General features: G+C 68.0%; 21 protein-coding genes. 6 read left to right on the forward strand and 15 right to left on the reverse strand.

Features of this window, described 5'->3' with window-relative positions:
• Positions 1–481: 481 nt before the first annotated feature.
• From WFM69_RS06490 to WFM69_RS06530, 9 genes are read right to left on the reverse strand one after another with little or no spacing between them, the layout of a single operon-like run.
• Positions 482–1,408, reverse strand: coding sequence for a hypothetical protein (locus WFM69_RS06490; RefSeq protein WP_337002852.1), 927 nt, complete (start codon positions 1,406–1,408; stop codon positions 482–484).
• 41 nt (positions 1,409–1,449) lie between these two features.
• Positions 1,450–1,608, reverse strand: a complete 159-nt coding sequence (locus WFM69_RS06495; RefSeq protein WP_337002853.1) for a hypothetical protein — start codon at positions 1,606–1,608, stop codon at positions 1,450–1,452.
• A 38-nt stretch (positions 1,609–1,646) separates the two neighbouring features.
• On the reverse strand, positions 1,647–2,606 hold the full coding sequence (locus WFM69_RS06500) for a hypothetical protein (RefSeq protein ID WP_337002855.1): 960 nt from the start codon (positions 2,604–2,606) through the stop codon (positions 1,647–1,649).
• Positions 2,607–2,615: 9 nt separating this feature from the next.
• The gene (locus WFM69_RS06505) at positions 2,616–3,275 is read right to left on the reverse strand and encodes a hypothetical protein (RefSeq protein ID WP_337002857.1); all 660 of its coding nucleotides are present in this window, start codon (positions 3,273–3,275) and stop codon (positions 2,616–2,618) included.
• Positions 3,272–4,192, reverse strand: a complete 921-nt coding sequence (locus WFM69_RS06510; RefSeq protein WP_337002859.1) for a hypothetical protein — start codon at positions 4,190–4,192, stop codon at positions 3,272–3,274. Before WFM69_RS06510 ends, WFM69_RS06505 begins: the two co-directional genes overlap by 4 nt.
• A gap of 42 nt (positions 4,193–4,234) precedes the next feature.
• Positions 4,235–5,200, reverse strand: coding sequence for a hypothetical protein (locus WFM69_RS06515; protein WP_337002861.1), 966 nt, complete (start codon positions 5,198–5,200; stop codon positions 4,235–4,237).
• A 35-nt stretch (positions 5,201–5,235) separates the two neighbouring features.
• Positions 5,236–6,510: an ABC transporter permease gene (locus WFM69_RS06520; protein WP_337002863.1), complete on the reverse strand. Its 1,275-nt coding sequence runs from the start codon at positions 6,508–6,510 to the stop codon at positions 5,236–5,238.
• The gene (locus tag WFM69_RS06525; protein ID WP_337002865.1) at positions 6,507–7,181 is read right to left on the reverse strand and encodes an ABC transporter ATP-binding protein; all 675 of its coding nucleotides are present in this window, start codon (positions 7,179–7,181) and stop codon (positions 6,507–6,509) included. Before WFM69_RS06525 ends, WFM69_RS06520 begins: the two co-directional genes overlap by 4 nt.
• On the reverse strand, positions 7,178–8,953 hold the full coding sequence (locus WFM69_RS06530) for a hypothetical protein (RefSeq protein ID WP_337002867.1): 1,776 nt from the start codon (positions 8,951–8,953) through the stop codon (positions 7,178–7,180). The genes WFM69_RS06525 and WFM69_RS06530 overlap by 4 nt, the downstream gene beginning before the upstream one ends.
• A gap of 292 nt (positions 8,954–9,245) precedes the next feature.
• Here WFM69_RS06530 and WFM69_RS06535 point away from each other — a divergent pair, with 292 nt between their 5' ends.
• Together WFM69_RS06535 and WFM69_RS06540 are read left to right on the forward strand one after the other, a co-directional pair.
• Positions 9,246–10,268, forward strand: a complete 1,023-nt coding sequence (locus tag WFM69_RS06535; protein ID WP_337002869.1) for a TerC family protein — start codon at positions 9,246–9,248, stop codon at positions 10,266–10,268.
• Between the two features lie 94 nt (positions 10,269–10,362).
• On the forward strand, positions 10,363–11,643 hold the full coding sequence (locus WFM69_RS06540; protein WP_337002871.1) for a hemolysin family protein: 1,281 nt from the start codon (positions 10,363–10,365) through the stop codon (positions 11,641–11,643).
• Positions 11,644–11,661: 18 nt separating this feature from the next.
• Here the strand turns inward: WFM69_RS06540 and WFM69_RS06545 are convergent, their stop codons facing one another.
• The 5 genes from WFM69_RS06545 to WFM69_RS06565 all read right to left on the reverse strand — a co-directional run bounded on the left by WFM69_RS06545 (position 11,662) and on the right by WFM69_RS06565 (position 15,262).
• Complete coding sequence (locus tag WFM69_RS06545) at positions 11,662–12,567, reverse strand: arginase family protein (protein ID WP_337002873.1); 906 nt, start codon at positions 12,565–12,567, stop codon at positions 11,662–11,664.
• A 40-nt stretch (positions 12,568–12,607) separates the two neighbouring features.
• Positions 12,608–13,501, reverse strand: coding sequence for an SDR family NAD(P)-dependent oxidoreductase (locus WFM69_RS06550; RefSeq protein ID WP_337002875.1), 894 nt, complete (start codon positions 13,499–13,501; stop codon positions 12,608–12,610).
• Positions 13,502–13,633: 132 nt separating this feature from the next.
• A complete protein-coding gene (locus WFM69_RS06555; RefSeq protein WP_337002877.1) occupies positions 13,634–14,293 on the reverse strand; it encodes a cation transporter in 660 nt (219 codons plus the stop codon).
• Entirely contained in the window at positions 14,293–14,628 is a 336-nt protein-coding gene (locus tag WFM69_RS06560) for an ArsR/SmtB family transcription factor (protein ID WP_337002879.1), read from the reverse strand. Before WFM69_RS06560 ends, WFM69_RS06555 begins: the two co-directional genes overlap by 1 nt.
• Before the next feature lie 91 nt (positions 14,629–14,719).
• The gene (locus tag WFM69_RS06565; RefSeq protein WP_337002881.1) at positions 14,720–15,262 is read right to left on the reverse strand and encodes a small multidrug efflux protein; all 543 of its coding nucleotides are present in this window, start codon (positions 15,260–15,262) and stop codon (positions 14,720–14,722) included.
• Positions 15,263–15,415: 153 nt separating this feature from the next.
• Between WFM69_RS06565 and WFM69_RS06570 the strand changes: the two genes are divergently transcribed.
• The 3 genes from WFM69_RS06570 to WFM69_RS06580 all read left to right on the forward strand — a co-directional run bounded on the left by WFM69_RS06570 (position 15,416) and on the right by WFM69_RS06580 (position 18,206).
• A complete protein-coding gene (locus tag WFM69_RS06570; RefSeq protein ID WP_337002883.1) occupies positions 15,416–16,618 on the forward strand; it encodes a sensor histidine kinase in 1,203 nt (400 codons plus the stop codon).
• Positions 16,615–17,217, forward strand: coding sequence for a response regulator transcription factor (locus tag WFM69_RS06575; RefSeq protein WP_337002885.1), 603 nt, complete (start codon positions 16,615–16,617; stop codon positions 17,215–17,217). Before WFM69_RS06570 ends, WFM69_RS06575 begins: the two co-directional genes overlap by 4 nt.
• Positions 17,218–17,441: 224 nt before the next feature.
• On the forward strand, positions 17,442–18,206 hold the full coding sequence (locus WFM69_RS06580; protein WP_337002887.1) for a ribosomal RNA small subunit methyltransferase A: 765 nt from the start codon (positions 17,442–17,444) through the stop codon (positions 18,204–18,206).
• 19 nt (positions 18,207–18,225) lie between these two features.
• Here WFM69_RS06580 and WFM69_RS06585 read toward each other — a convergent pair whose 3' ends face one another.
• Positions 18,226–19,038, reverse strand: a complete 813-nt coding sequence (locus tag WFM69_RS06585) for an alpha/beta fold hydrolase (protein ID WP_337002889.1) — start codon at positions 19,036–19,038, stop codon at positions 18,226–18,228.
• 147 nt (positions 19,039–19,185) lie between these two features.
• Here WFM69_RS06585 and WFM69_RS06590 point away from each other — a divergent pair, with 147 nt between their 5' ends.
• Positions 19,186–19,692, forward strand: a complete 507-nt coding sequence (locus WFM69_RS06590; RefSeq protein WP_337002891.1) for a methylated-DNA--[protein]-cysteine S-methyltransferase — start codon at positions 19,186–19,188, stop codon at positions 19,690–19,692.
• Positions 19,693–19,717 lie beyond the last annotated feature (25 nt).

The raw sequence follows: 19,717 nt of genomic DNA on the forward strand, positions 1-19,717 counted from the left end.
ATCCCTCCAACTGACCTTCCCCGACCCGCTCGTGCCCATCAAGGTTGCGAAGTAGGTGCCGCCTTCTGCGGCTGAGAGCGTGGCTACGTACTCGGAGTTCGGGTCGCTCGCGACAGCCTGGAAATATCCGTCGACGACCCCGTAGCCGTGCTCGGTGACCAGTCTCTTGATCTGAGCTCCGACTTCGGCGGAAACCCCGGGCTGTACTCCTGAGGCACATAGCGGAACCCCGCGGCGTCCATGCAGGTTTCGATCACCTCTTCCGCACGTACCCAGTCGGCTTCTGCATTGCTCTCGTCGACGAAGATGTATCCGGCGAGAGGATCGCTGCCTGCAGCGGTGACCGGCTTGTGGGATGAGGGAGGCTCGTCACTGGACTCTGTGCAGGCCGGAAGGCCCAGCGAGAGCAGGATGACGGCCCCCGCGGCGAGGGAGGCACGAAACTGGGTGTGCATGCGGCGCCTTTGGGATCGTGAGTGGCCTACTGGTTGAGCTTGAGATGGGCGTCTTCGAGTTCGGTCCTGTGCTCGACGATGTAGGTCTGCTCGAGCGCCGTGAGCGCGCTGAGGTAGCGGTGTTCGAGGTCGAGCTTGTGGGCGCAGTCCCAGTCGGCGAGAGCGGTGTCGACTTCCGCGCGCTTGAGGTCGATGACCTCGGGATCGTCTCGGTTCGCTCCGGGATGAGCCTTCTGGTAGGCCTCGGCGTCTTCTGCCGGGAGTGAAGGCTGCGGGTATCCGGCGTCCTTCAGGCACGCGAGCCGTTCGTCGTCGAGAGCCGTGATCGACGGGTCGTTGTGCAGCGACTGGCGGAAGGCGATCGCCCTGTCCACGATCGGCGGACGCGGCGCATCTTCGGGGAGCACCTGCCGATCGGCCACTCCGTCGCAACCCTGTGGCGCGTCACTGCCGTCGGGCGTGACGACGAACGCCTTCCCGTGCAGCGCTTCATCGAATGCCTTCCTCTGGTCGGACGACAGGGTCTTCTTGTATGCGGCATTGGGGTCGGGCTCGGTGTCGGTGGAGGAACCGTCAGCGGTCGCACCGAACATTCCGTCAACGGTGCCGTAGCCGTGGTCGGACACCCATTCGCGACTGTGGACGAGGATCGCACCTGGTCCGTCGACCGTGTCGGCAGCGCGTTCGGCATGGGCGGTGTCGGGGGTGTACTCGAACCCCTGCGCCGCCATGCACTGCTCTACGGCTTGGTCGAGCGCTGTGAGCTTGGCATCGATCGTGGCGTCTTCCATCGTGACGTACAGCGTCAACGGGTCGGGTGTGAAGGTGGTCGCTGCGGTGTCCGATCCGGACGACGAGGAGGCCGATGCCGCAGAGGTGCATCCGACGAGACCGGCGCCGAGTGCAAGGGCAAGCCCCGCAGCGACGACGGCTGAGCGAGAACGGGAGAACATGGGCTGCTTCTCTTTCTGGTGTGGTTCGGGGAGCGGCGCCGTCAAGCGACGCCGAGATGCTGTGTTGTCGAAGCCGTGTCGGCTTCGAGGCTGAGCGCAGAGCCTAAGCCGCTGAAGGCGGCCTCGGACAGGCGCACGCCCCAGTCGTCGAAGGCGGCGATGGCGATGGCGACGGTGATCGCGTGGGTGGGAGTGGACATGGGTGTTCCTTTCGTGAACGAGATAGGGCGGGCGTGGGCTACTGGGCGAGCCAGAGCTTGGCTTCTTCGAGTTCGCCCTTGTGGTCGGCGATGTAGTCCTTCTCCAGGGCGGCCATGGTGGCGTTGTAGCGTTTGTAGAAATCGACGTCCTCGCGGCAGTCCCAGTCGGCGAGGGCCTGCTCGACCTCCGCCTTCTTGAAGGCGATGACAGTGGGGTCGTCGGCGGTCGCATTCGGATGCGCCTTCAGATATTCAGCGATGGTGCCGGAGTCGGACCCATGATCGGGCTCGACGAAGCTGTCTTGGCCTTCGTGCGTGACGGTGTACCCGGCGTCGCTCATGCACTTGTCGTAGTCAGCGTTGATTGCCGTGATCTCGGGCCCTCGCGCAATCGACGCCACGAACTCCTGGGCGTCTTCGATGATCGGCGGCTGAGGCTTCAAGTAGTTGGGGAAGACTTCATGAGCTGCCTTGCCCGCACAACCGCGGTCCTTCCAGGTGAGCGCGTCGTCTTCGGCTGGGGTCGTGGCTTCGGCGAACTTGCCATTGAGGGCCGTGTCAAAAGCGGACTTCTCCGCGGCAGACAGATTCTCGTATGCCACGTAGCTCGGGTCGAGCGCCTTGTCATCGCCACCCTTCGCGGCGATCTCCAGCTGCCGTTCGACGTCCCCTGTGCCGTGTTCCTCCACCCATTCGCGGGTGATCGCTTTTCCGGAGCCGGCTGCTGCGGTGTCAGGTATCCCGGTCGGAATATAGGTGAAACCCTGCTCAGTCATGCAGGTATCGATGATCTGATCCTGCCGCTTCTCCCTCGCTACATCTTTGGCGGAGTCGGAGTCGAGGTACTCCGAGAGTGGATCGGATATCGATGATGCAGAGCTTGTCGCTGTGGCCAACGGAGGTGAATCTGCGCTTCCGGAGGCGGTGCACCCGGCGAGGCCCGCCACGAGGACGAGAGCGGTGGCTGCGAGGATTGTGGTGCGTGAACGGGTGATCATTGTGGTTCCTTACTGGGCGAGCCAGAGCTTGGCTTCTTCGAGTTCGCCCTTGTGGTCGGCGATGTAGTCCTTCTCCAGGTCGGCCATCGCGCGGAGCGTGCGCTGGGTGTAGTCGACCTTGTCCTTGCAGTCCGAGTCGGCGAGAGCCATGGCGAGCTCTTCGGATCGGAACGTCGGCACTGCCGCGTCCTCCGTCGTGGCATCAGGGTGGTCTTCGCGGTACTTCTGGACTCTTGCCTCAAACGCCGCTCTCGCATCCTTCGGATACCCGGCGTCGAGGAAGCACTTCGCCCAGTCCTTGCCGTATAGCGCCGTGTCGTACGCCTTTTGTTGTGCGGCGGCGACTCCTTGCGTGTACTGGCAGTTCGGGTCCGAGTCGAGGTCGGAGACATAGTCGGGCGGGAAGAATTTGCTATCGACCGTGCCGTAGCCGTGTTCTTCGGTCCATGCGCGCTCGGGGACGAAACCGAATTCGAATCCCCCGCCGGGGATGGCTGTCGGCTCCACCTCAACGACCGTGTATTCGAAGCCGTCCGCTTGAATGCACTGCTGGATCATCTCCTCCTGCTCGTGCATGAGCTCATCGGAATCCGACATGTCAGGACGGATGTACTCGGAGAGCGGGTCGGTGGTCAGCGCGGTGGCGACGTTCCGCTCCGGCGCGTTCATTCGGCACCGAGGTTCTGCTGCGCCCAGATGTGGGCTTCGTCGAGCTCTGCCTTGTGGTCGTTGACGAAGTCCTTCTCCAACGCGGTCATCGTGTCGACGTATCGGCGGTCGAAGTCGACCTTCTCGGCACAGTCGAGGTCGGCGAGAGCCACTGTGACCTCCTCTGCCTTGAGCTTCACCACGGCAGGGTCGGTGGCTGGGGCATCAGGGTGGTCCGCGAAGAAGGTGCCGACCTTGGAGTCGAGCGTGCCGCCGAAGCCCCAGCGCGGCTCATCCGGGTAGCCCGCGTCCGACATGCACGTGCCCCAGTCGTTGAGGATGGCCGTGATCTTCGCGTCGTTGCCGAGGGTGTTCCGATAGTCACTCGCCTGCTGGATGATCGCAGGCGGATTGAGCTTTGCTTCGGCGATCGAGTGCTCGGCCTTGCCTGTGCAGCCCTGGTCCTCCCAGCTCTGCCTCTCGTTCGACCCCTCCGTTGCGAAGTCGCCGAGCAGGGCAGTGTCGTATGCAGTCTGCTCAGCCGGGCTCAGTCCGTTGTAGTAGTCGGTGTTGGCATCGGGCGCTGGCTTGTCGGCGGCGAAGTCGACGTAATTCTCGACGATCCCGTAGCCGTGTTCGGTCACCGTTTCGCGAGAGGGACTGAGCCAGGAGCTCGCTGCACTCGTGCCGTCGCTTGTGTAATCGATGGGCGTGTATGTGAAACCCTGTTCCTGCATGCATTGGGTGATGATCTGGTCCTGCTGCTTCGTGACCTCATCGCTGTTGCCGGTGTAGCCGCTCACCACGGCGAGCGGGTCGATGTCGAGGCCGGTCGACGCCGAGTCGGATGCGGGCGAAGATTGGCAGCCGGCGAGCCCGCCGGCGACGGCGAGTGCGGCAACTGTCGCGAACAGGGTCTTGCGGACGTGGATGGACATAGTCGGTTCCTTCGATGGTTGTGTGGGTGTGTGGGGCAGGGGCTACTTGTTGTTGAGCCAGAGCTTGGCTTCGTCGAGTTCGGCCTTGTGGTCGGCGATGTAGTCCTTCTCGAGCTCGGCGAGGGTGTCGAAGAAGCGCTGGTCGTAGTGCATCTGGTCGGCGCAGTCCCAGTCCGCGAGCGCCTGCGTGATTTCGTCGGCCTTCATCTTCACGACCTCCGGATCCTCGGACGTCGTGTCGGGATGCGCGGACTTGTACTTGGTCGCCGTCGCCGTGAAGTCCTCGCTCGCCTTGCGCATCATTCGTTGCTCCTGGCCAGGGAAACCGGCCTTGCTCATGCATGCCGACCACTCGTCGTCGATCGCGGTGATCTTCGGATCGGTGATCAGGGAGTTCCGATACGTCAGTGCGTCATCGAGGATCGCCGGACGAGTCCCCTCGGAGTGCGGGAACGCCTCGTGGCTGGCCTTGCCGTTGCATCCCTTGTCCTGCCAGCTGATCTCATCGGCGTTAGCCCCGGACGAAACCTTGCCGTTCATCGCGACGTCGTAGGCCGCTTGCTGTGCTTTGGAAAGACTCTTGGTGTAGATCGTGTTCGGATCGGACTCGTTGTCGGAGACATTATCCGCCGACTGGAAAGTCGTCTCCACAACGCCGTATCCGTGCTCCTCCACCCACGTGCGAGGCGGAGTGATGTTGGTGCCCCGGCCGCTATCGTTCGTGGCCGGCTCGACGACGGTGTACTCGAAGCCTTGTTCCTCCATGCATTGCTTGACGAGCTCCCCATACTTCTTCATCTCGGCCTTCATGCCGTCCGTGCCGACACCGTCGACCTGGACGTACTCCGACAACGGGTCGATCGTGACCTCGGCGGACTTCGCTGCGTGGGAGCTCTTCGGTTTCGGCGAAGCCCCGGCAGTGGTGCCGGAGGCGGAGCAACCGGCGAGGCCTGCCACGAGGACGAGTGCGGTGGCGGCAAGGAGAGTGGTGCGAGAACGGAGGAGCATGTTCGGCTCTTTTCTTGTGTGGATGGAATGGGTGATTAGGAGGAGCGGAGAGCGGCGATGGGCTCGATGCGGGAGGCGCGCCAGGCCGGGAAGCTGCCGGCCGCCCAGCCGACGACGGCGCCGAGCAGCACGCCCCCGCCCACGACGAGCGGTTCGATCACGGCCGACCACTGCATCGACAGGCTGATGCCGACGAGCGAGATGACGCCGATGGAGGTTCCCAGGAGGCCGCCGACGAGGCCGGTGATTATCGACTCGCCGATGAACTGCCCGCCGATGTTCACGGGCGTCGCGCCGAGCGCTCGCCGCAGACCGATCTCGCCGGTGCGTTCGAGCACCCCGAGCGTCGTGACGCTGGCGATGCCGACACCGCCTGCCAGCAGCACCACGAGCCCGAGCAGCAGGAACACGATGCTGATGTCGGAGTTGATGTCGTCGCCGAGCTGGAGCTTGCCCGCCGAGGCCTTCACCTCGACCTTCTCGGGCGCATTCGGCGACAGGGCGAGCGCCACCTGCGAGCCGACCTGTGCTCCCGCGCCCGGCACGACCTTCACGCGCACCTCGGCAGCATCCGACACCGCGAAGTCGACCCGTGCGGTGCTGTCGGGGATCATGACCGCATCCATCAGGTCCGCTCGCGCCGACACCTTCCCGACGATGCCGATCACGGTGTACGCGGAACCGTCGAGGAACACCGCCGGCTGGCTGCTGACGCTCGTGATGCCGAGCCGCGCGGCCGCGTTGGCTCCGAGCACCGCCACCCGTTCGGCCCGCTCGACATGACCGTCGTCGAACATGCGCCCGGACTGGATCTTGCCGCCGTCGATCGTGAGCACGTCGGGGCTCACCGCGAACACCTTCGGAGGCTCACCGACTTTGGCGGCGGCGTTGCCCTCGATGACGGCGTCCTTAGGCATGGTGACCTCGGCCGTGATCGCCGCAGCAGTGACACCGGCCAGGCGTTCGATCCGCTGCGTCGCATCCGCCGGGAACACGATCGCGACACTCTCCCCGCCGGGAGTGTTCTCCATGCGCGGCGTGACCACGACCTGTGTCGAGGCGATCGCATCGAACTGCCGTTGCACCTGGGCGGCCGTGGTCTGACCGAAGCCGACGGTCAACACCAGGGCAGCGACGCCGAGCGCCGTGCCGAGCACACTCGCCAGCAGGCGCGCGGGTCGGGACGCGACATCGAGCACCGCCTCGTGAATCAGATCCCGGAAGGTGAAGCGGTTGCCGTCGCGCGGAGTCTCGGAGCGCTTCGGGAACCACTGACGCAACCGCGAGATGTGGGGGAGAGCGAGTCTCATGAGATCTCCTCCACGTGGCCGCTGTCGATCCGCAACCGCCGAGATGCGCGCGCGGCGAGGTCGACGTCGTGGGTGATGAGGATGAGCGTGTGACCGTCATGGTTCAAGTCCTCGAAGAGGCGGATCACCTCGAGCGCGGTCGCCTGATCGAGATTTCCCGTCGGCTCGTCCGCAAGCAGCACCCGCGGGCGCGACGACACCGCCCGGGCGATCGCCACACGTTGACGTTCGCCTCCGGACAGCTGCGTGGGCGCGTAGTCGATGCGGTGCCCGAGCCCCACCCTCTCGAGTGCTGTCCGTGCACGGTGCTCGCGCTCGCCGCGGGCGACCCCGTTGTAGAGCATCCCGAGCAGTACATTCTCGAGCACCGTGCGATACGGCATCAGATGGAACGACTGGAAGACGAAGCCGATCTCCCGGGCGCGGAGCTCGGCCCGTTCCTTCTCGGTGAGTGCCGTCGTCGATACCTCGCCCAGCTCGTAGTCGCCCACCGTCGGCCGATCGAGCAGCCCCAGCAGGTTGAGCATGGTCGACTTGCCCGAACCGCTCGGTCCGCTGATCGACACGTAGTCGCCCTCGTCGATGCGCAGGTTCACCGTGTTCAGCGCTCGCACCTCAGGCGGGCCGGGGAACGATCGCGTGACGTCTTTGAGTTCGACCAGAGCGGTCACTTGCCCACCACCACGAGATCGCCGACGGCCAGGTCATCGTTCGCCGGTCGCACCTCGATCAGGTCGCCGGCGGCGAGCCCGGTGGTGACCTTGACGGTGTGTCGCTTGGCTTCGGGGGATGCGGGATCGCCCTCGACGACTTCGACCTTGGAGCCGCCGTTCGCCCCCGTGACCACGGCAGCCAGGGGCACCGCCAGCACCTTGCCGTCGGTCGACTTGATCGGCACCGACACTCGCACGTTCGTCCCCGCGAGTGCCGTCACCTCATCGGGCGTCAGTGCGTCGGGTGTGAGGGTCACGGTGACCTTGCCGGATTCGTCGTCGGAAGGAGTGACCGAAGCGACCACGGCATGGCGATCCTTGCCGTCATCGCCGGTGTATGTCGCGTCGCCGCCCGTGGTCACCTTGTCGGCATCCGCCGATCCCACGGTCGCGGTGATCTCCAACACGGCGGACGAGATCGTCAGGGCCGGGTCCTCGCTCTTGCCGAGCGTGTCACCCCGCGCGACCGTCACCTCGCTCACCTGACGGGGGAGTCCGCCCAGATAGAGCACCTCGGTCTCGGGGAGCGACGGCAGGACGCCGTCCTGTGCGTCTTTCAAGGTGTCGGCTGCCTGATCCAGCTGCTCCTTGGCCGAGGCGACTCCTGCTGACGCCTCACTCGTATCGGGCGCGGCATTGAGCTCGTTCCGCTGCGTCTGCGCCAGCGAAAGGGCATCCTCGGCGTCGCCGACAGCAGCCTGGGCCTGGGCGACCTCCGCCGGATCCTGGGGGGACTTCGCGACAGCGGCGTTCGCGGCCGCACGCGCACTGTCGAGAGCGCGCTGTGCAGAGCGGACCCCGTTGTCGGCCGTCTGGATCTCGCTCGCCTTCGGACCGGCCGACGCCGTCCTCAGCGCTGCCTGGGCGGAGGACAGGCCCTGCTTCGCGGACGTGTACGCCTCCTTCGCCCCCTTGAGCGTCTCCTCGGCGGCTTCGTCGGAGGTCGGCGCGGGATAGCCGGCCTTGTCGTAGAGGGCCTTGACCGCCGCGGCGGAATCGGCATCGAATACGTTCGAGTTCACATCGCCGACCCCGATCCCTGCCGCGACCATCGCCTGCTTGAACTGCACGACGTCGGGGCCCGACATGCCCAGGCTGAGTGTGCGATACGCGGGAAGGTCTCCCGGGAGGACGATCAGCGGGCGCCCCGCGACCTCGAGCGCGATCGACAGGGCGTTGAGCGGATCGCCCTTCGCAGGCACATGTCCGGTGACCACCTGGGGCTCATCGGACTTCGGGAAGTTCACCTCGGTCGCATTCGCGAAGGCCACATCGCCACGGGCCGTGACCGAGCTGCTGAGCTCCTCCGACGTCACGGCGACGGTGACCGGGCCGGCCTTCGGCGGCTTCGCAGCGGCCGCGGCATCGGCGGGAGAGATGGCAAACCGGCCGACGAGCAGCCCGAGCACGAGACTCAGAACGGCGATCCCGACGGTGATCCACAGGGCGCGGCCGCGACGCCACAGCGCCAGCAGGGCCGCGCGGCGACCCGGGGGAGGCAGCTCCTCCGTCGCAGGGACGGCCTCGGCGCCGGTCGTGGTGGCGTGGAGCAGCACGGTGTCCTCATCCGCATCCGAGGGACGCTGGAAGAGCTCCACGGTCTTCGCGTCCGCCGACGTCTCCGCGGGCGCCTCGCCCGCCCCGAGGATCAGCTGCTGCCAGTCGTCGGCGCTGTCGACTTCGTTGTTGTCGCGCTCGGTGCCGTCGTGGTCGGGGGTTCTGGGTGCCATGTGCTCTTCGTTCCTGATTCCGCTGATCTCGCGGGTCACGGTGTGATCCGTAAGTGATCATCACGCGTTGAACGCAAGAGGTAACCTTTTACCTCGAACAGTATCGTATTTGCTTTCTGGGTATGCCCTGGGAGGGATCTCGCGTCCCGTATACTGGTGTTTCCCAAGGGGAGTACTCCGACACGGTGGGGTCGTCATTACGGATGCGCGTCGCATCCCGGACCACCGGTTCCAGTCCTGGAATGGAGAAGACTTTGGCGGTACTGTCGTACCCCGAGTCTGGAGTCCGCATTTGGATATCACCCCCCTCGTCTGGATCGTCACGATCGCCGTCACGATCGCGTTCTTCGTCTACGAGTTCTTCGCGCACGTGCGCACCCCGCACGAGCCGACGATCGCCGAATCGGCGCGCTGGTCGATCTTCTACATCAGCCTCGCCCTGCTGTTCGGGGTCGGCATCGGCGTCTTCTCCGGATGGACGTTCGGAGGCGAGTACTTCGCCGGCTATCTGACCGAGAAGGCGCTGTCGATCGACAACCTCTTCGTGTTCCTCATCGTGATGACCGGCTTCGCCGTGCCGAAGATCTACCAGCAGAAGGTGCTGATGATCGGCATCGTGATCGCCCTGATCCTGCGTGGCATCTTCATCGCCGTCGGGGCGACGCTCATCGAGAACTTCTCGTGGATCTTCTACCTGTTCGGCGCGCTGCTCCTCGTGCTCGCCTACCGTCAGGCCTTCAGCAACCACGAGAACAACCCCGCCAACGGCAGGTTCATGACCTTCGTGCGGCGTCACCTGCCCGTCAGCGACGAGTACAACGGCGACCGCCTCACCGTCGTGAAGAACGGCAAGCGCTTCGTCACCCCGATGCTGCTCACGATCATCGCGATCGGTTTCATCGACCTGGTGTTCGCCGTCGACTCGATCCCCGCGATCTACGGCCTCACCGACCAGGCGTACATCGTTTTCACCGCCAACGCCTTCGCCCTCATGGGTCTCCGCCAGCTGTACTTCCTCATCGGCGGCCTCCTCGAGCGCCTCGTCTACCTGGCGCAGGGCCTCGCGGTCATCCTCGGCTTCATCGGTGTCAAGCTCGTACTGCACGCGCTGCACGTCAACGAGCTGCCCTTCATCAACGGCGGTCACGGCGTCGAATGGGCACCCGAGATCCCGATCTGGTTCTCGCTGCTGTTCATCGCCGCGACCATCGCCGTGGCCACCGCCGCGAGCCTCATCAAGACGCGCCGCGACCCCGCCGCCGTCACCCCCGCTACCGACACCACCCCCACCAACGATCACAAGGAGCACTCTTGAGCGCGCAGCGCTGTTCTGACTCTTCGGACTCTGACAGTACGAGCGCCCGGTTCACCCCGGGCGCTCACCCCGCATCCGAGGAGGTGGCCCGCTGATGGGCGACCTGCTCTGGAACATCGCCCTCGTCTTCGCGTTCGTGCTGATCGGCGGTGTCTTCGCTGCCACGGAGATGGCGCTGGTCACCCTGCGTGAGAGCCAGATCAACACGATCGGGCAGCGCGGCCGCCGCGGCGCGAAGGTCGCCGTCCTCGCCCGCAACCCGAACACCTTCCTCTCGGCCGTGCAGATCGGTGTGACCGTGGCGGGATTCGCGTCCGCCGCCTACGGTGCCACCTCGATCGCACCGTCGGTGGCGCCGCTGCTGGAATCGTGGGGCGTCGCCCCCGCGCTCGCCTTGACGCTGGCGACCATCGTGCTCACGCTCGTGATCGCCTATCTGTCGCTCGTGCTCGGCGAACTCGTGCCCAAGCGACTCGCGATCCAGCGCAACGCGCAGTTCGCGTACGCCATCGCGCCCGCCCTCAACGGCTTCGCCGTGGTGATGCGTCCGGTGATCTGGCTCCTCTCCGTCTCGACGAATGCGCTGGTCCGACTGCTCGGCGGCGACCCGCACAAGACGAGCGACGAGATGACCGACGAAGAGGTACGCGACATCGTCGCCAGCCATCAGGGGCTGCCCGACGATGAGCGACGCATCCTCGACGACGTGCTCTCCCTGCGCGGGCGACAGGTCAGCGAGGTCATGCGACCGCGCCCCGAGGTCGTCGCACTCGACGAGTCGGCGAGCGTGGGCGAGGTGCTGGCGCAGGTGCGCGACCTGCCGTTCTCGCGCTACCCGGTGTCGAAGACCTCGATCGACGACATCACCGGATTCGTGCACGTGCGTGACCTGTTCGAGGCGGCGGCCGACGATCCCGCACGTCCGCTCAGCGCACTGATGCGCGACATCCCGTACATCCCCTCGACCGCGCGCGTGCTGCCGACCCTGACCCGGATGCGCGCGGAGGGCCACCACATCGCCGTCGTCGTCGACGAGTACGGCGGCACGGACGGCCTCGTCACCCTGGAAGACCTCGTGGAAGAGGTCGTCGGCGAGATCTTCGACGAGTACGACGCCGAGGTGTTCTTCTCCGCGGACGAGGGGCTCGACGGGCGCCTCAACCTCCAGGACTTCGAGGAGGTCACCGGCCTCGCGATGCCCCGCGGTTCGTCGGACACCATCGCCGGATTCGTGACCGAGCAGCTGGGGCGTCTGGCCGTCGTCGGCGACACGGTCGAGGTGCCGGGCGCGACGATCCAGGTGGCCGAACTGGACCGGCGACGGATCTCGCGCGTGCGCGTCACTCCGGACGCCGTCGTGGATTCGGAAGCCTGATGCCGCGGGGATTCCTGGTCAGGTGCGCAGGGCTCGGGAGCCCAACGCGGCGAGGCCGTCCGTGAGGACGTCGACGAGCAGGCGGGCATAGCGGCCGTCGGGGTCGAGATCCGGATCGAACACCGTGATCGAGGCCCCGATGGCGCGCGGCGCCAGCTCGTGCAGCAGTGCCGTGAGGTCTGCGGCGCCGATCCCGCCCGGGTCCGGGCTGTCGACCGCCGGCATGACGGTCGGGTCGAGCACGTCGACATCGACCTGGAGCCAATACGCATCGCCGGCCACAGCGGCCGATGCGGCGCCCACCGCCGCAGCACCGCGAGACAGCACCTCGGCGGCCGGAGTGACCGAGCCCAGGATGCCGCGCACCTCGTCCTGCTCCTCGTCATCGTCGCGGTGTCCGACATGCGCGGTCCGCTCGGCCGCGAAGTACGGTCTGAGCCCATCGATGTCCGCGATCGACGGCCAATGCCGACCGACCGCCGCCGCGAGCGCCTCGCCGGCCACGCTCGCACAGTCGTCGCTGTTGCCCGGGTGTCGGAAGTCGGTGTGGCCGTCGACATGAACGAGTCCCACGCCTCCTCGTCGTGCCGTGGCGATCCCCGCGCCGAGCAGGACGGAGCAGTCTCCACCGATCACGAGGGGCGCATCGCCCCTGTCGAGTGCCGCGTCGATGCGTGCCGACAAGAGCCGCGAATGGTCGATCAGCGTGGTCTCGTTCCGCACCCGACCGGGCGGCCTCGTGTCATCGTCGTCGACATAGTGCCCGGCGAGGACGACACCGGAATCGGTGGCGCCGAATGTGGCGAATCTCGCGAAGAGCCCGGCCTCGCGCAGCGCCTCCGGTGCCTTGGCCGCGCCGGGTACGCTCCTCGGCTCGGGGGGACGGAGGCCGAGGTTGGAGGGCGCCGACAGCAGCGTGATCATGGTCTCATCGTGCCGCGGGGGTCCGACATCCGTCGTCGGATCAGGCCGCGAACGGCACGCCGGTGAGGCGCTCGGCCGCCTCCCACAGTGACGTGCCGGTCGCGGGGGAGCGCACGTCGTACGATGCGGCGACGCGGGTCGGCGCCCCGCGGAACTCGAGCGGGCCACCGGGACCCCAGTAGTCGCCATTCCTCACCTCCGGAGCGACGGCCGCGTGCACGATCGGTCGCGCGCCGCCGTCCTTGCCCTGCACGAGGATGCGGCTCGGTGCCGCGAGCGCGCGGACGAGACCGGAGACCGGAGCGTGCCCGGGTCGCGATGGGGTGAGCGGATCGACCGCGTATCCCGGATGCGCGCACACGGCAGAGCGGGCGGGATCGGACCAGCGCCGCGACAGCTCGAACGTGAACGCCATCAGCGCCGCCTTCGACCGCCCGTACTGCCGAAGCGACGAGCCGTGCCACGCGGCGTCGATGCGGGTGGGATCGAGGTGCGCGAAGCGGTGCGCGATCGAGCCGACCGTGACGACGCGGGCGTCCGGCGTGAGGAGGGGAGCCAGCTGCGCCACGAGTGCGAAGTGGCCGAGGAAGTTCGTCCCCACCATGAGATCGAGGTCGTCGGCCGTGCGTGCCTCGGGATCGGCCGCCTTCACCCCGGCGTTGCAGATCACGGCGTCGAGCTTCTCGTCCACCGCGGCGGATGCGGTCGCGACGCTGTCGAGCGAACCGAGGTCGAGCGGGAGGATTCGGAGGTCGGCGTGCGGCTCCCGGCCGCGGATCGCGAAGGCTGCGACCTCGGCGCGCTCGGGGGAGCGGCACCCGAGCAGCACTCGGGCACCGCGCGCGGCGAGCTGTTCCGCGCACCAGTACCCGATGCCGGCGTTCGCGCCCGTGACGAGGATCGTGCGACCGCGGAGATCGGTGGTGGCATCCATCCCCACAACCTACGCGCCTGCGGGTGATCGTTCGTCGACCCGGCCCCTTCGAGGTCGAGCCACCCCCGTGCGCGCGTCCGCAACGGGGTGGCTCGCGCAGAAGGGGGTGGTTCGGCGGAGAGGGGTGAAGGGTCAGTGGGTGTGCTCGTCGTGTTCGTCTTCGAGGAGCATGCCGACCGAGGTCGCGCACGCGTCGCCCTTCCACGCCTCGACGCCCTCGCGCACGGCGAAAGCCGCGATCACGAGGCCGGCGACCGCGTCGGCCCACCACCAGCCCAGCAGGGAGTTCGCGACCAGGCCGATCAGGACCGCCGCGGAGAGGTAGGTGCAGATGAGGGTCTGCTTCGAATCCGCGACCGCCGTGGCCGACCCGAGCTCCCGACCCGCGCGCCGCTCCGCATAAGAGAGGAACGGCATGATCGCGACGCTGATCGCCGTGAGGACGATCCCGATCGTGCTGTGCTCCGGGCGGTCCGCCGTGACCAGAGCCGTCACCGAGGTCGCCGTGACGTAGACCGCGAGGGCGAAGAACGCGACGGCGATCACGCGCAGAGTCGGCTTCTCCCACCGCTCCGGGTCGCGACGCGTGAACTGCCAGGCCACCGCGGCCGCTGACAGCACCTCGATCGTGGAATCGAGCCCGAACCCCACCAGCGCGGCCGAGGAGGCGACCGATCCGGCTGCGATCGCGATGACGGCCTCGATCAGGTTGTAGCCGATCGTGATGCCGACGATGAGGCGGATGCGCCGGTGCAGGGTGTCGCGACGGGACGCCGCTGTCGTGGTCGCCATCAGCAGGTGCATCCTTCGCCCGAGCAGCAGTCGGGTTCGACGATCAACGTCACCCGCATGAGCATGTCGAGGGCGGGCGCGAGGTGCCGATCCGCCAGCCGGTAGCTGCTGCGGCGGCCGTCCGGCACGGCCTCGACGAGACCGCAGCCGCGGAGGCACGCCAGGTGGTTGGACATGGCCTGGCGGGAGACGCCGAGGGCATCGGCGAGGTCGGCGGGGTAGCGCGGCGATTCCCGCAGTGCGAGCAGAACGCCCGCCCGGGTGGGGTCGGAGAGGGCGTGCCCGAGACGGGCGACGGCAGCCGTGTGGGTGAGCGAGGCGAGAGCGGTGGTCACATCCTAACTGTACAGATTCTGATGAATTCACAACAGGATGAATCAAGGCGAAGGGGGGCGCGACCCACGTCGCGCCCCGCCTCCGTCGTGCTCAGCGGACCGCGTAGACCGCGCTGCCGACGATCACCGACACGACCGTGGTCCAGCCGATGATCGCGACGGCCTGCCAGAACAGGATGCGTGCCTTGCCGATGCCGGACGCCGCGAGCATGGTCGCGGTGAAGTGCGTCGGCAGGAGGAGCGGTCCCAGCAGGCTCACTCCGGGGACGCCATAGCGCTCGAACGCACGCTGGAACTTCTGTGTGCGGGCTGCGCGGCGATCGCTCTCCGGTTCGACGTCCGGCTCGATGGTCGACGTGCCGGCGCCGACCGCAACCGCCTCCTTCGCCCGAGAGCGATTGATGATCGCCTGACGTGCGCCGGATCCGGCCAACACCAGCACGGCGACACACACGAAGTTGCCGACGATGGCGGCCACGGCGGCGATCACCGGAGGGATGCCGCCGATGATGCCGATGCCCGCTGCGCCTTCACCCTCGATGAACGGCACCGCGCCGGCGAGCGCGACGATGAGGGGCTGCACGAGATCCGGAACCTGGGCGACCAGGTTCTGGAAGGTGTCGATGAGGTTCATGGTTCGGCTCCCGGGTGTCGGTGCAGCGGTCTCCGCTGCGATGACTCCAGTCCAGCGCGACCGCCCTCGCCGCGGCAGTGCCCGGGTGTCACCGCTTTCCGGGTGGATCGCACGCGCCAGGGGTGACATCTGTCACGCCCGTATCGTGGTGGGGTGAACAGCCCCCACGAGCCCCTCGCCCCGCCGGAGCCGACGCCGGGGTCGCGCCAGCTGTCGCGGGGCGTGACCGCGACCTGGTGGTACACCGCGACGGCCGTACTCATCTTCGAACTGGTGCTGGTCGGTGCATGGACGGGCGTCACGTTCGCGGTCGATCTGACCGGGGTCGTCGGCCTGATCGTCGGCGTCGGCGGCCTGATCTGGTGGGCCTCCACGATCCCGCTGCTCCTCGACTACCGCCATCGGCTGGACGCGGAGCCCGGGGTGCGCTGGGCGCGTCTGGTCGTTCCGTTGCTCGTCGCGGTCGCCTACGGCCTCGCCGCGGGAATCGTCGTCGGCAGCTGGCTGCTCGGGGTGATGCCGGTCATGCAGGCGCTCGTGCTGCTGAACTGGCCCCGCGGCGTGCGCTACAAGGTCGTCATCGCGGCGACCATCGTGCTCGGCTGCCTCGCCGTCGTCGATACCCGCGTCGCGATCTCCGAACAGGCGATCCCGCTCCTTCTCCCCGTGCTGTACACGGTGCTGCTCCCGGCGATGACCGTCAGCTCGCTGTGGTGGTGGGATGTGCTGATCACCCTCGACCGTGCACGCGCCTCGGAAGCCCGACTGGCCGCGACCCAGGAGCGGTTGCGCGTCGCGACCGACGTGCACGATCTGCAGGGTCATCACCTCCAGGTCGTCGCGCTGCAGCTGGAGCTCGCCGAACGGCTGATGCCGCAGGATGCGGCTGCCGGCATGGAACAGCTCCGCGCCGCGCGGGTGAGCGTGGACGAGGCGCGTCAGGGCACCCGCGACCTCGCTCTGCGCTTCCGTTCCGTGCCGCTCGGCGACGAGATCGCGAACGCGCGCGACCTGCTGCGCGCGGCCGGGCTGGAGGTGGAGGCGACGATCCCCGTCGATGCCGATGCGGCTCCTGCGTCGACGCTCGGTCCGGTCATCCGCGAGACCACGACCAACGTGCTCCGGCACGGCGGCGGTCGACGCGCACGGCTCGCGCTCGCGCACGTCGACGGCGGATGGCGGTACACGATCGCCAACGACATCGCCGGCGATACGGAGGAGGATGCCGCGGGCTCGGGTCTCGACGGCATCCGGCGCCGCGTCGACGAGGCACGCGGGACGCTCGAGGTCAGCCGGGCGGCCGAGGAGTTCACGGTCACGGTGACCGTGCCCGCCTCGAAGGGGGAACAGCGATGATCCGCGTGCTGCTCGCCGACGACGAGGCCATGATCCGTTCGGCGCTCGCCGCGCTGCTGCGGTTGGAGGACGACATCGAGGTCATCGCGGAGTGCGAGGACGGCGAGCAGGCCGTGGCCGAGGCACTGCGGCTGCAGCCGGACGTGTGCCTGCTCGACCTGGAGATGCCCGGCCTCGACGGGGTGCAGGTGTCGGAGCGTCTGAACCGTGCGATCGCGACCCGCTGCATCGTGGTGACCCGGCATGCGCGGCCCGGGGTGTTGCGTCGCGCTCTCGCCTCGGGCGTGGCGGGCTTCCTGCCCAAGTCCCGCGGTGCGCACGAGGTGGCCGCGGTGATCCGTCGGGTGGCCGCGGGGGCACGCTACGTCGATCCCGAGGTGGCCGCAGACGCGCTGAGCGATGAGCGTTCGCCGCTCACCGACCGAGAGCTCGACGTGCTGCGGGCCGGGCGCCGCGGCGAGACCACCGGGCAGATCGCGCGGGCGCTGTCGCTCGCGCCGGGGACGGTGCGCAACCACATCTCGGTCATCCTCGGCAAGCTGTCGGTGGGTACCCGGCAGCAGGCCGTGCTGATCGCCGAGGAGCGCGGCTGGATCTGACGTTGGCTAAGCTGACACGCATGGGAACAATATGCGCAGCGCCCGTGATGGGGCGCACTCTCGTGTTCCGCGACCGCCGCTCCTGACGGCGCGCTCGCTCTCCGCACGCTTCCGCGCGCCGTCCACCGAGATGTCATCGCACCTCGGGACGGGCAGTCTCTTCGACGCGCTCTCGCGTCGTCCCCTCCTCCGAGGTGCTCCGATTCTTCTTCTGGAGCGCACTCATGCCTCGTTCATCCCACGGCGGCCGTCACGAACTCGGCCAGAACTTCCTCACCCATCGACCCACCCTCTCCCGCATCCAGGGCCTCGTCCGTCGCACCTCCGGCCCGATCCTCGAACTCGGCTGCGGTGACGGTGCCCTGACCCGTCTCCTCGCGGAGCTCGGCAGACCGCTCACCGCGATCGACATCGACGAGCACCGCGTGCACCGACTGCGGAGGACCCTCCGCGGAGTGCGCCTGGAGATCGCCGATGCCACGCGCCATGCGCTCGATGCCGACGTCGTCGTGGGCAACATCCCGTTCCACGTGACGACGCCAATCCTGCGACGGCTGCTCTCCGGCGAACGGTGGAACGAGGCGGTGCTGCTGACGCAATGGGAGGTGGCGCGCAAGCGGGCCGGCGTCGGCGGCGGCACCATGATGACCGCGCAGTCGGCACCGTGGTTCGAGTTCTCCCTCGAAGGTCGGGTGCCGGCCTGGGGCTTCTCGCCGCAGCCCAGCGTCGATGGCGGGCTGCTCGCGATCACCCGTCGCGGGTCGCCGCTCATCGCGTCGGCCGAGCGGCGCCCGTACGAGGCGTTCGTCCGGGCGATGTTCACCGGCCGAGGAGGGAGCCTCCCGGCAGTCGTGGCGGACGCCGCCCGTATCCCGATGCCTCGGGCGCGGCGCGCGGTGGCGGTTGCCCGGGTCGAGGGACGTCGTCTTCCGCGCGAGCTGGGGCCGGACCAGTGGGCCGCTCTGTGGCGTCAGGTCGCGCGGGAGTGACGGCGCTGCCGCGTCGTGCTCAGCGTGCGAGCACCTCGCGCAGACGCGCCGCGAATGCTGCGGGATGGTCGACGAATCCGGTGTGGTCGCCCGGGAACCGCGTCGGGGCGATGCCGAGTTGCACGCCGAGAGCGGTGGTCGTGCGCTCGCAGAGCTGATCGACGGAGGCTTCGCCGATGCCGAGCACGAGGTCGCCCGCGCGCGCCCGCAGAGCTTCGATGTCGGGCTCCCACCGCACGGTGGCGGGCAGCTCATAGCGGAACCAGAACTGCTCGTCGGCGTGATGCTGCGGATCGACCTCGCCGCCGAACCATTGCACGAGCATCTCCTCCGGCATCGGGATGTTCGCCTGCGCGAAGAACAGTCGCCACGCGCCGACGCGGTCGCCCGAGAGGGCTGCCGTGGTGAGCTCGTCGGTGATCCGTCGCTGCTCGATGCGGTCGGGGAGTAGCTCGAGGAGCGGGGGCTCGTGGGCGATGACCGTGGACGCGAGGTCGCCGTGCGACTGGACGAGCGCCAGGCTCGTCACGGCGCCGCCGCTCGACCCGAACACGACCGCCGGCCCGAGGTCGACGTGCGCGATGAGGGCGGCGAGATCGTCGGCGCGCTGTTCGGGGCTGGACCCTCGCGAGCGATCGTGCAGGATGCTCCGCTTGGCGCCTCGCGGATCGGAGGTCAGTACGGTGTGGTCGGTCGCGAGTTCCTCCGCGAACGGGGCGAACGCATCGGCGTCCATGGGGGCGCCGATCAGGACGAGCAGCGGTCCTTCGCCGCGGAGTTCGTAGTGGAGACGGACATCGGGGAGGTCGAGTACGGTGGTGGCGGTGGTCATCGGGTGCTCCTTGCGTCGAGGCCGTGGTCGCGGAGACGGCACTGCACTCCGCTGAGTCGTTGTGCCCAGGTTCGTCCCTCGCGGGTCGTGGCGCCATACCCGTCGGTGGTTCGGGCCTCTGTCCGTGCGCGGAGGTAGCCTCGACGCATGCACGCCTTCGGAACGCTCGCGACCCCGGTCGGCGTCATCGGCGTGGTCAGCGACGGTGCGGCGATCACGCGCGTCACGTGGCGATCCACCCCGCCGGAAGGCAGCGTCATCCCGTCCGGCCCGAACGCCGATCCGCTCCTCGTCGAGGCGCTCGCGCAGCTGCGCGCCTACTTCGACGGCGACCTGCGGGTCTTCGACCTTCCGATCGACCTCGGCTCGCAGACTCCGGCGACGCACGCGGTGCTCACGGCACTCCACGAACAGGTCGACTACGGCAAGCCCGTCACGTACGGCGAGCTGGCGGCGCTGAGCGGGACGGAGGTGCCGGCGCGCGGCATCGGGTCGATCATGGGTGCGAATCCGATCCCGATCATCGTCCCCTGTCATCGTGTGGTCGCAGGCGACGGGCTCGGCGGGTACTCCGGCGGCGACCCCGGGCAAGGGCTGGAGACCAAGCGGCGGCTGCTGGAGCTCGAAGGCGCGCTGCCGACGGCGCTGTTCTGACCGCGTCCGTCATCGCGTCGTCGCG

The sequence above is a fragment of the Microbacterium sp. LB12 genome (assembly GCF_037150835.1).
Classification (GTDB): domain Bacteria; phylum Actinomycetota; class Actinomycetes; order Actinomycetales; family Microbacteriaceae; genus Microbacterium.

Excerpts from the sequence above, each read along its gene's own strand:
- WFM69_RS06495 (WP_337002853.1), bottom strand. The coding sequence starts at position 1,608 with ATGTCCACTCCCACCCACGCGATCACCGTCGCCATCGCCATCGCCGCC.
- WFM69_RS06500 (WP_337002855.1), bottom strand. The coding sequence starts at position 2,606 with ATGATCACCCGTTCACGCACCACAATCCTCGCAGCCACCGCTCTCGTC.
- WFM69_RS06515 (WP_337002861.1), bottom strand. The coding sequence starts at position 5,200 with ATGCTCCTCCGTTCTCGCACCACTCTCCTTGCCGCCACCGCACTCGTC.
- WFM69_RS06580 (WP_337002887.1), top strand. The coding sequence starts at position 17,442 with ATGCCTCGTTCATCCCACGGCGGCCGTCACGAACTCGGCCAGAACTTC.
- WFM69_RS06585 (WP_337002889.1), bottom strand. The coding sequence starts at position 19,038 with ATGACCACCGCCACCACCGTACTCGACCTCCCCGATGTCCGTCTCCAC.
- WFM69_RS06510 (WP_337002859.1), bottom strand. The coding sequence starts at position 4,192 with ATGTCCATCCACGTCCGCAAGACCCTGTTCGCGACAGTTGCCGCACTC.
- WFM69_RS06505 (WP_337002857.1), bottom strand. The coding sequence starts at position 3,275 with ATGAACGCGCCGGAGCGGAACGTCGCCACCGCGCTGACCACCGACCCG.
- WFM69_RS06575 (WP_337002885.1), top strand. The coding sequence starts at position 16,615 with ATGATCCGCGTGCTGCTCGCCGACGACGAGGCCATGATCCGTTCGGCG.
- WFM69_RS06530 (WP_337002867.1), bottom strand. The coding sequence starts at position 8,953 with ATGGCACCCAGAACCCCCGACCACGACGGCACCGAGCGCGACAACAAC.
- WFM69_RS06520 (WP_337002863.1), bottom strand. The coding sequence starts at position 6,510 with ATGAGACTCGCTCTCCCCCACATCTCGCGGTTGCGTCAGTGGTTCCCG.
- WFM69_RS06565 (WP_337002881.1), bottom strand. The coding sequence starts at position 15,262 with ATGAACCTCATCGACACCTTCCAGAACCTGGTCGCCCAGGTTCCGGAT.
- WFM69_RS06555 (WP_337002877.1), bottom strand. The coding sequence starts at position 14,293 with ATGGCGACCACGACAGCGGCGTCCCGTCGCGACACCCTGCACCGGCGC.
- WFM69_RS06590 (WP_337002891.1), top strand. The coding sequence starts at position 19,186 with ATGCACGCCTTCGGAACGCTCGCGACCCCGGTCGGCGTCATCGGCGTG.
- WFM69_RS06550 (WP_337002875.1), bottom strand. The coding sequence starts at position 13,501 with ATGGATGCCACCACCGATCTCCGCGGTCGCACGATCCTCGTCACGGGC.
- WFM69_RS06490 (WP_337002852.1), bottom strand. The coding sequence starts at position 1,408 with ATGTTCTCCCGTTCTCGCTCAGCCGTCGTCGCTGCGGGGCTTGCCCTT.
- WFM69_RS06545 (WP_337002873.1), bottom strand. The coding sequence starts at position 12,567 with ATGATCACGCTGCTGTCGGCGCCCTCCAACCTCGGCCTCCGTCCCCCC.
- WFM69_RS06540 (WP_337002871.1), top strand. The coding sequence starts at position 10,363 with ATGGGCGACCTGCTCTGGAACATCGCCCTCGTCTTCGCGTTCGTGCTG.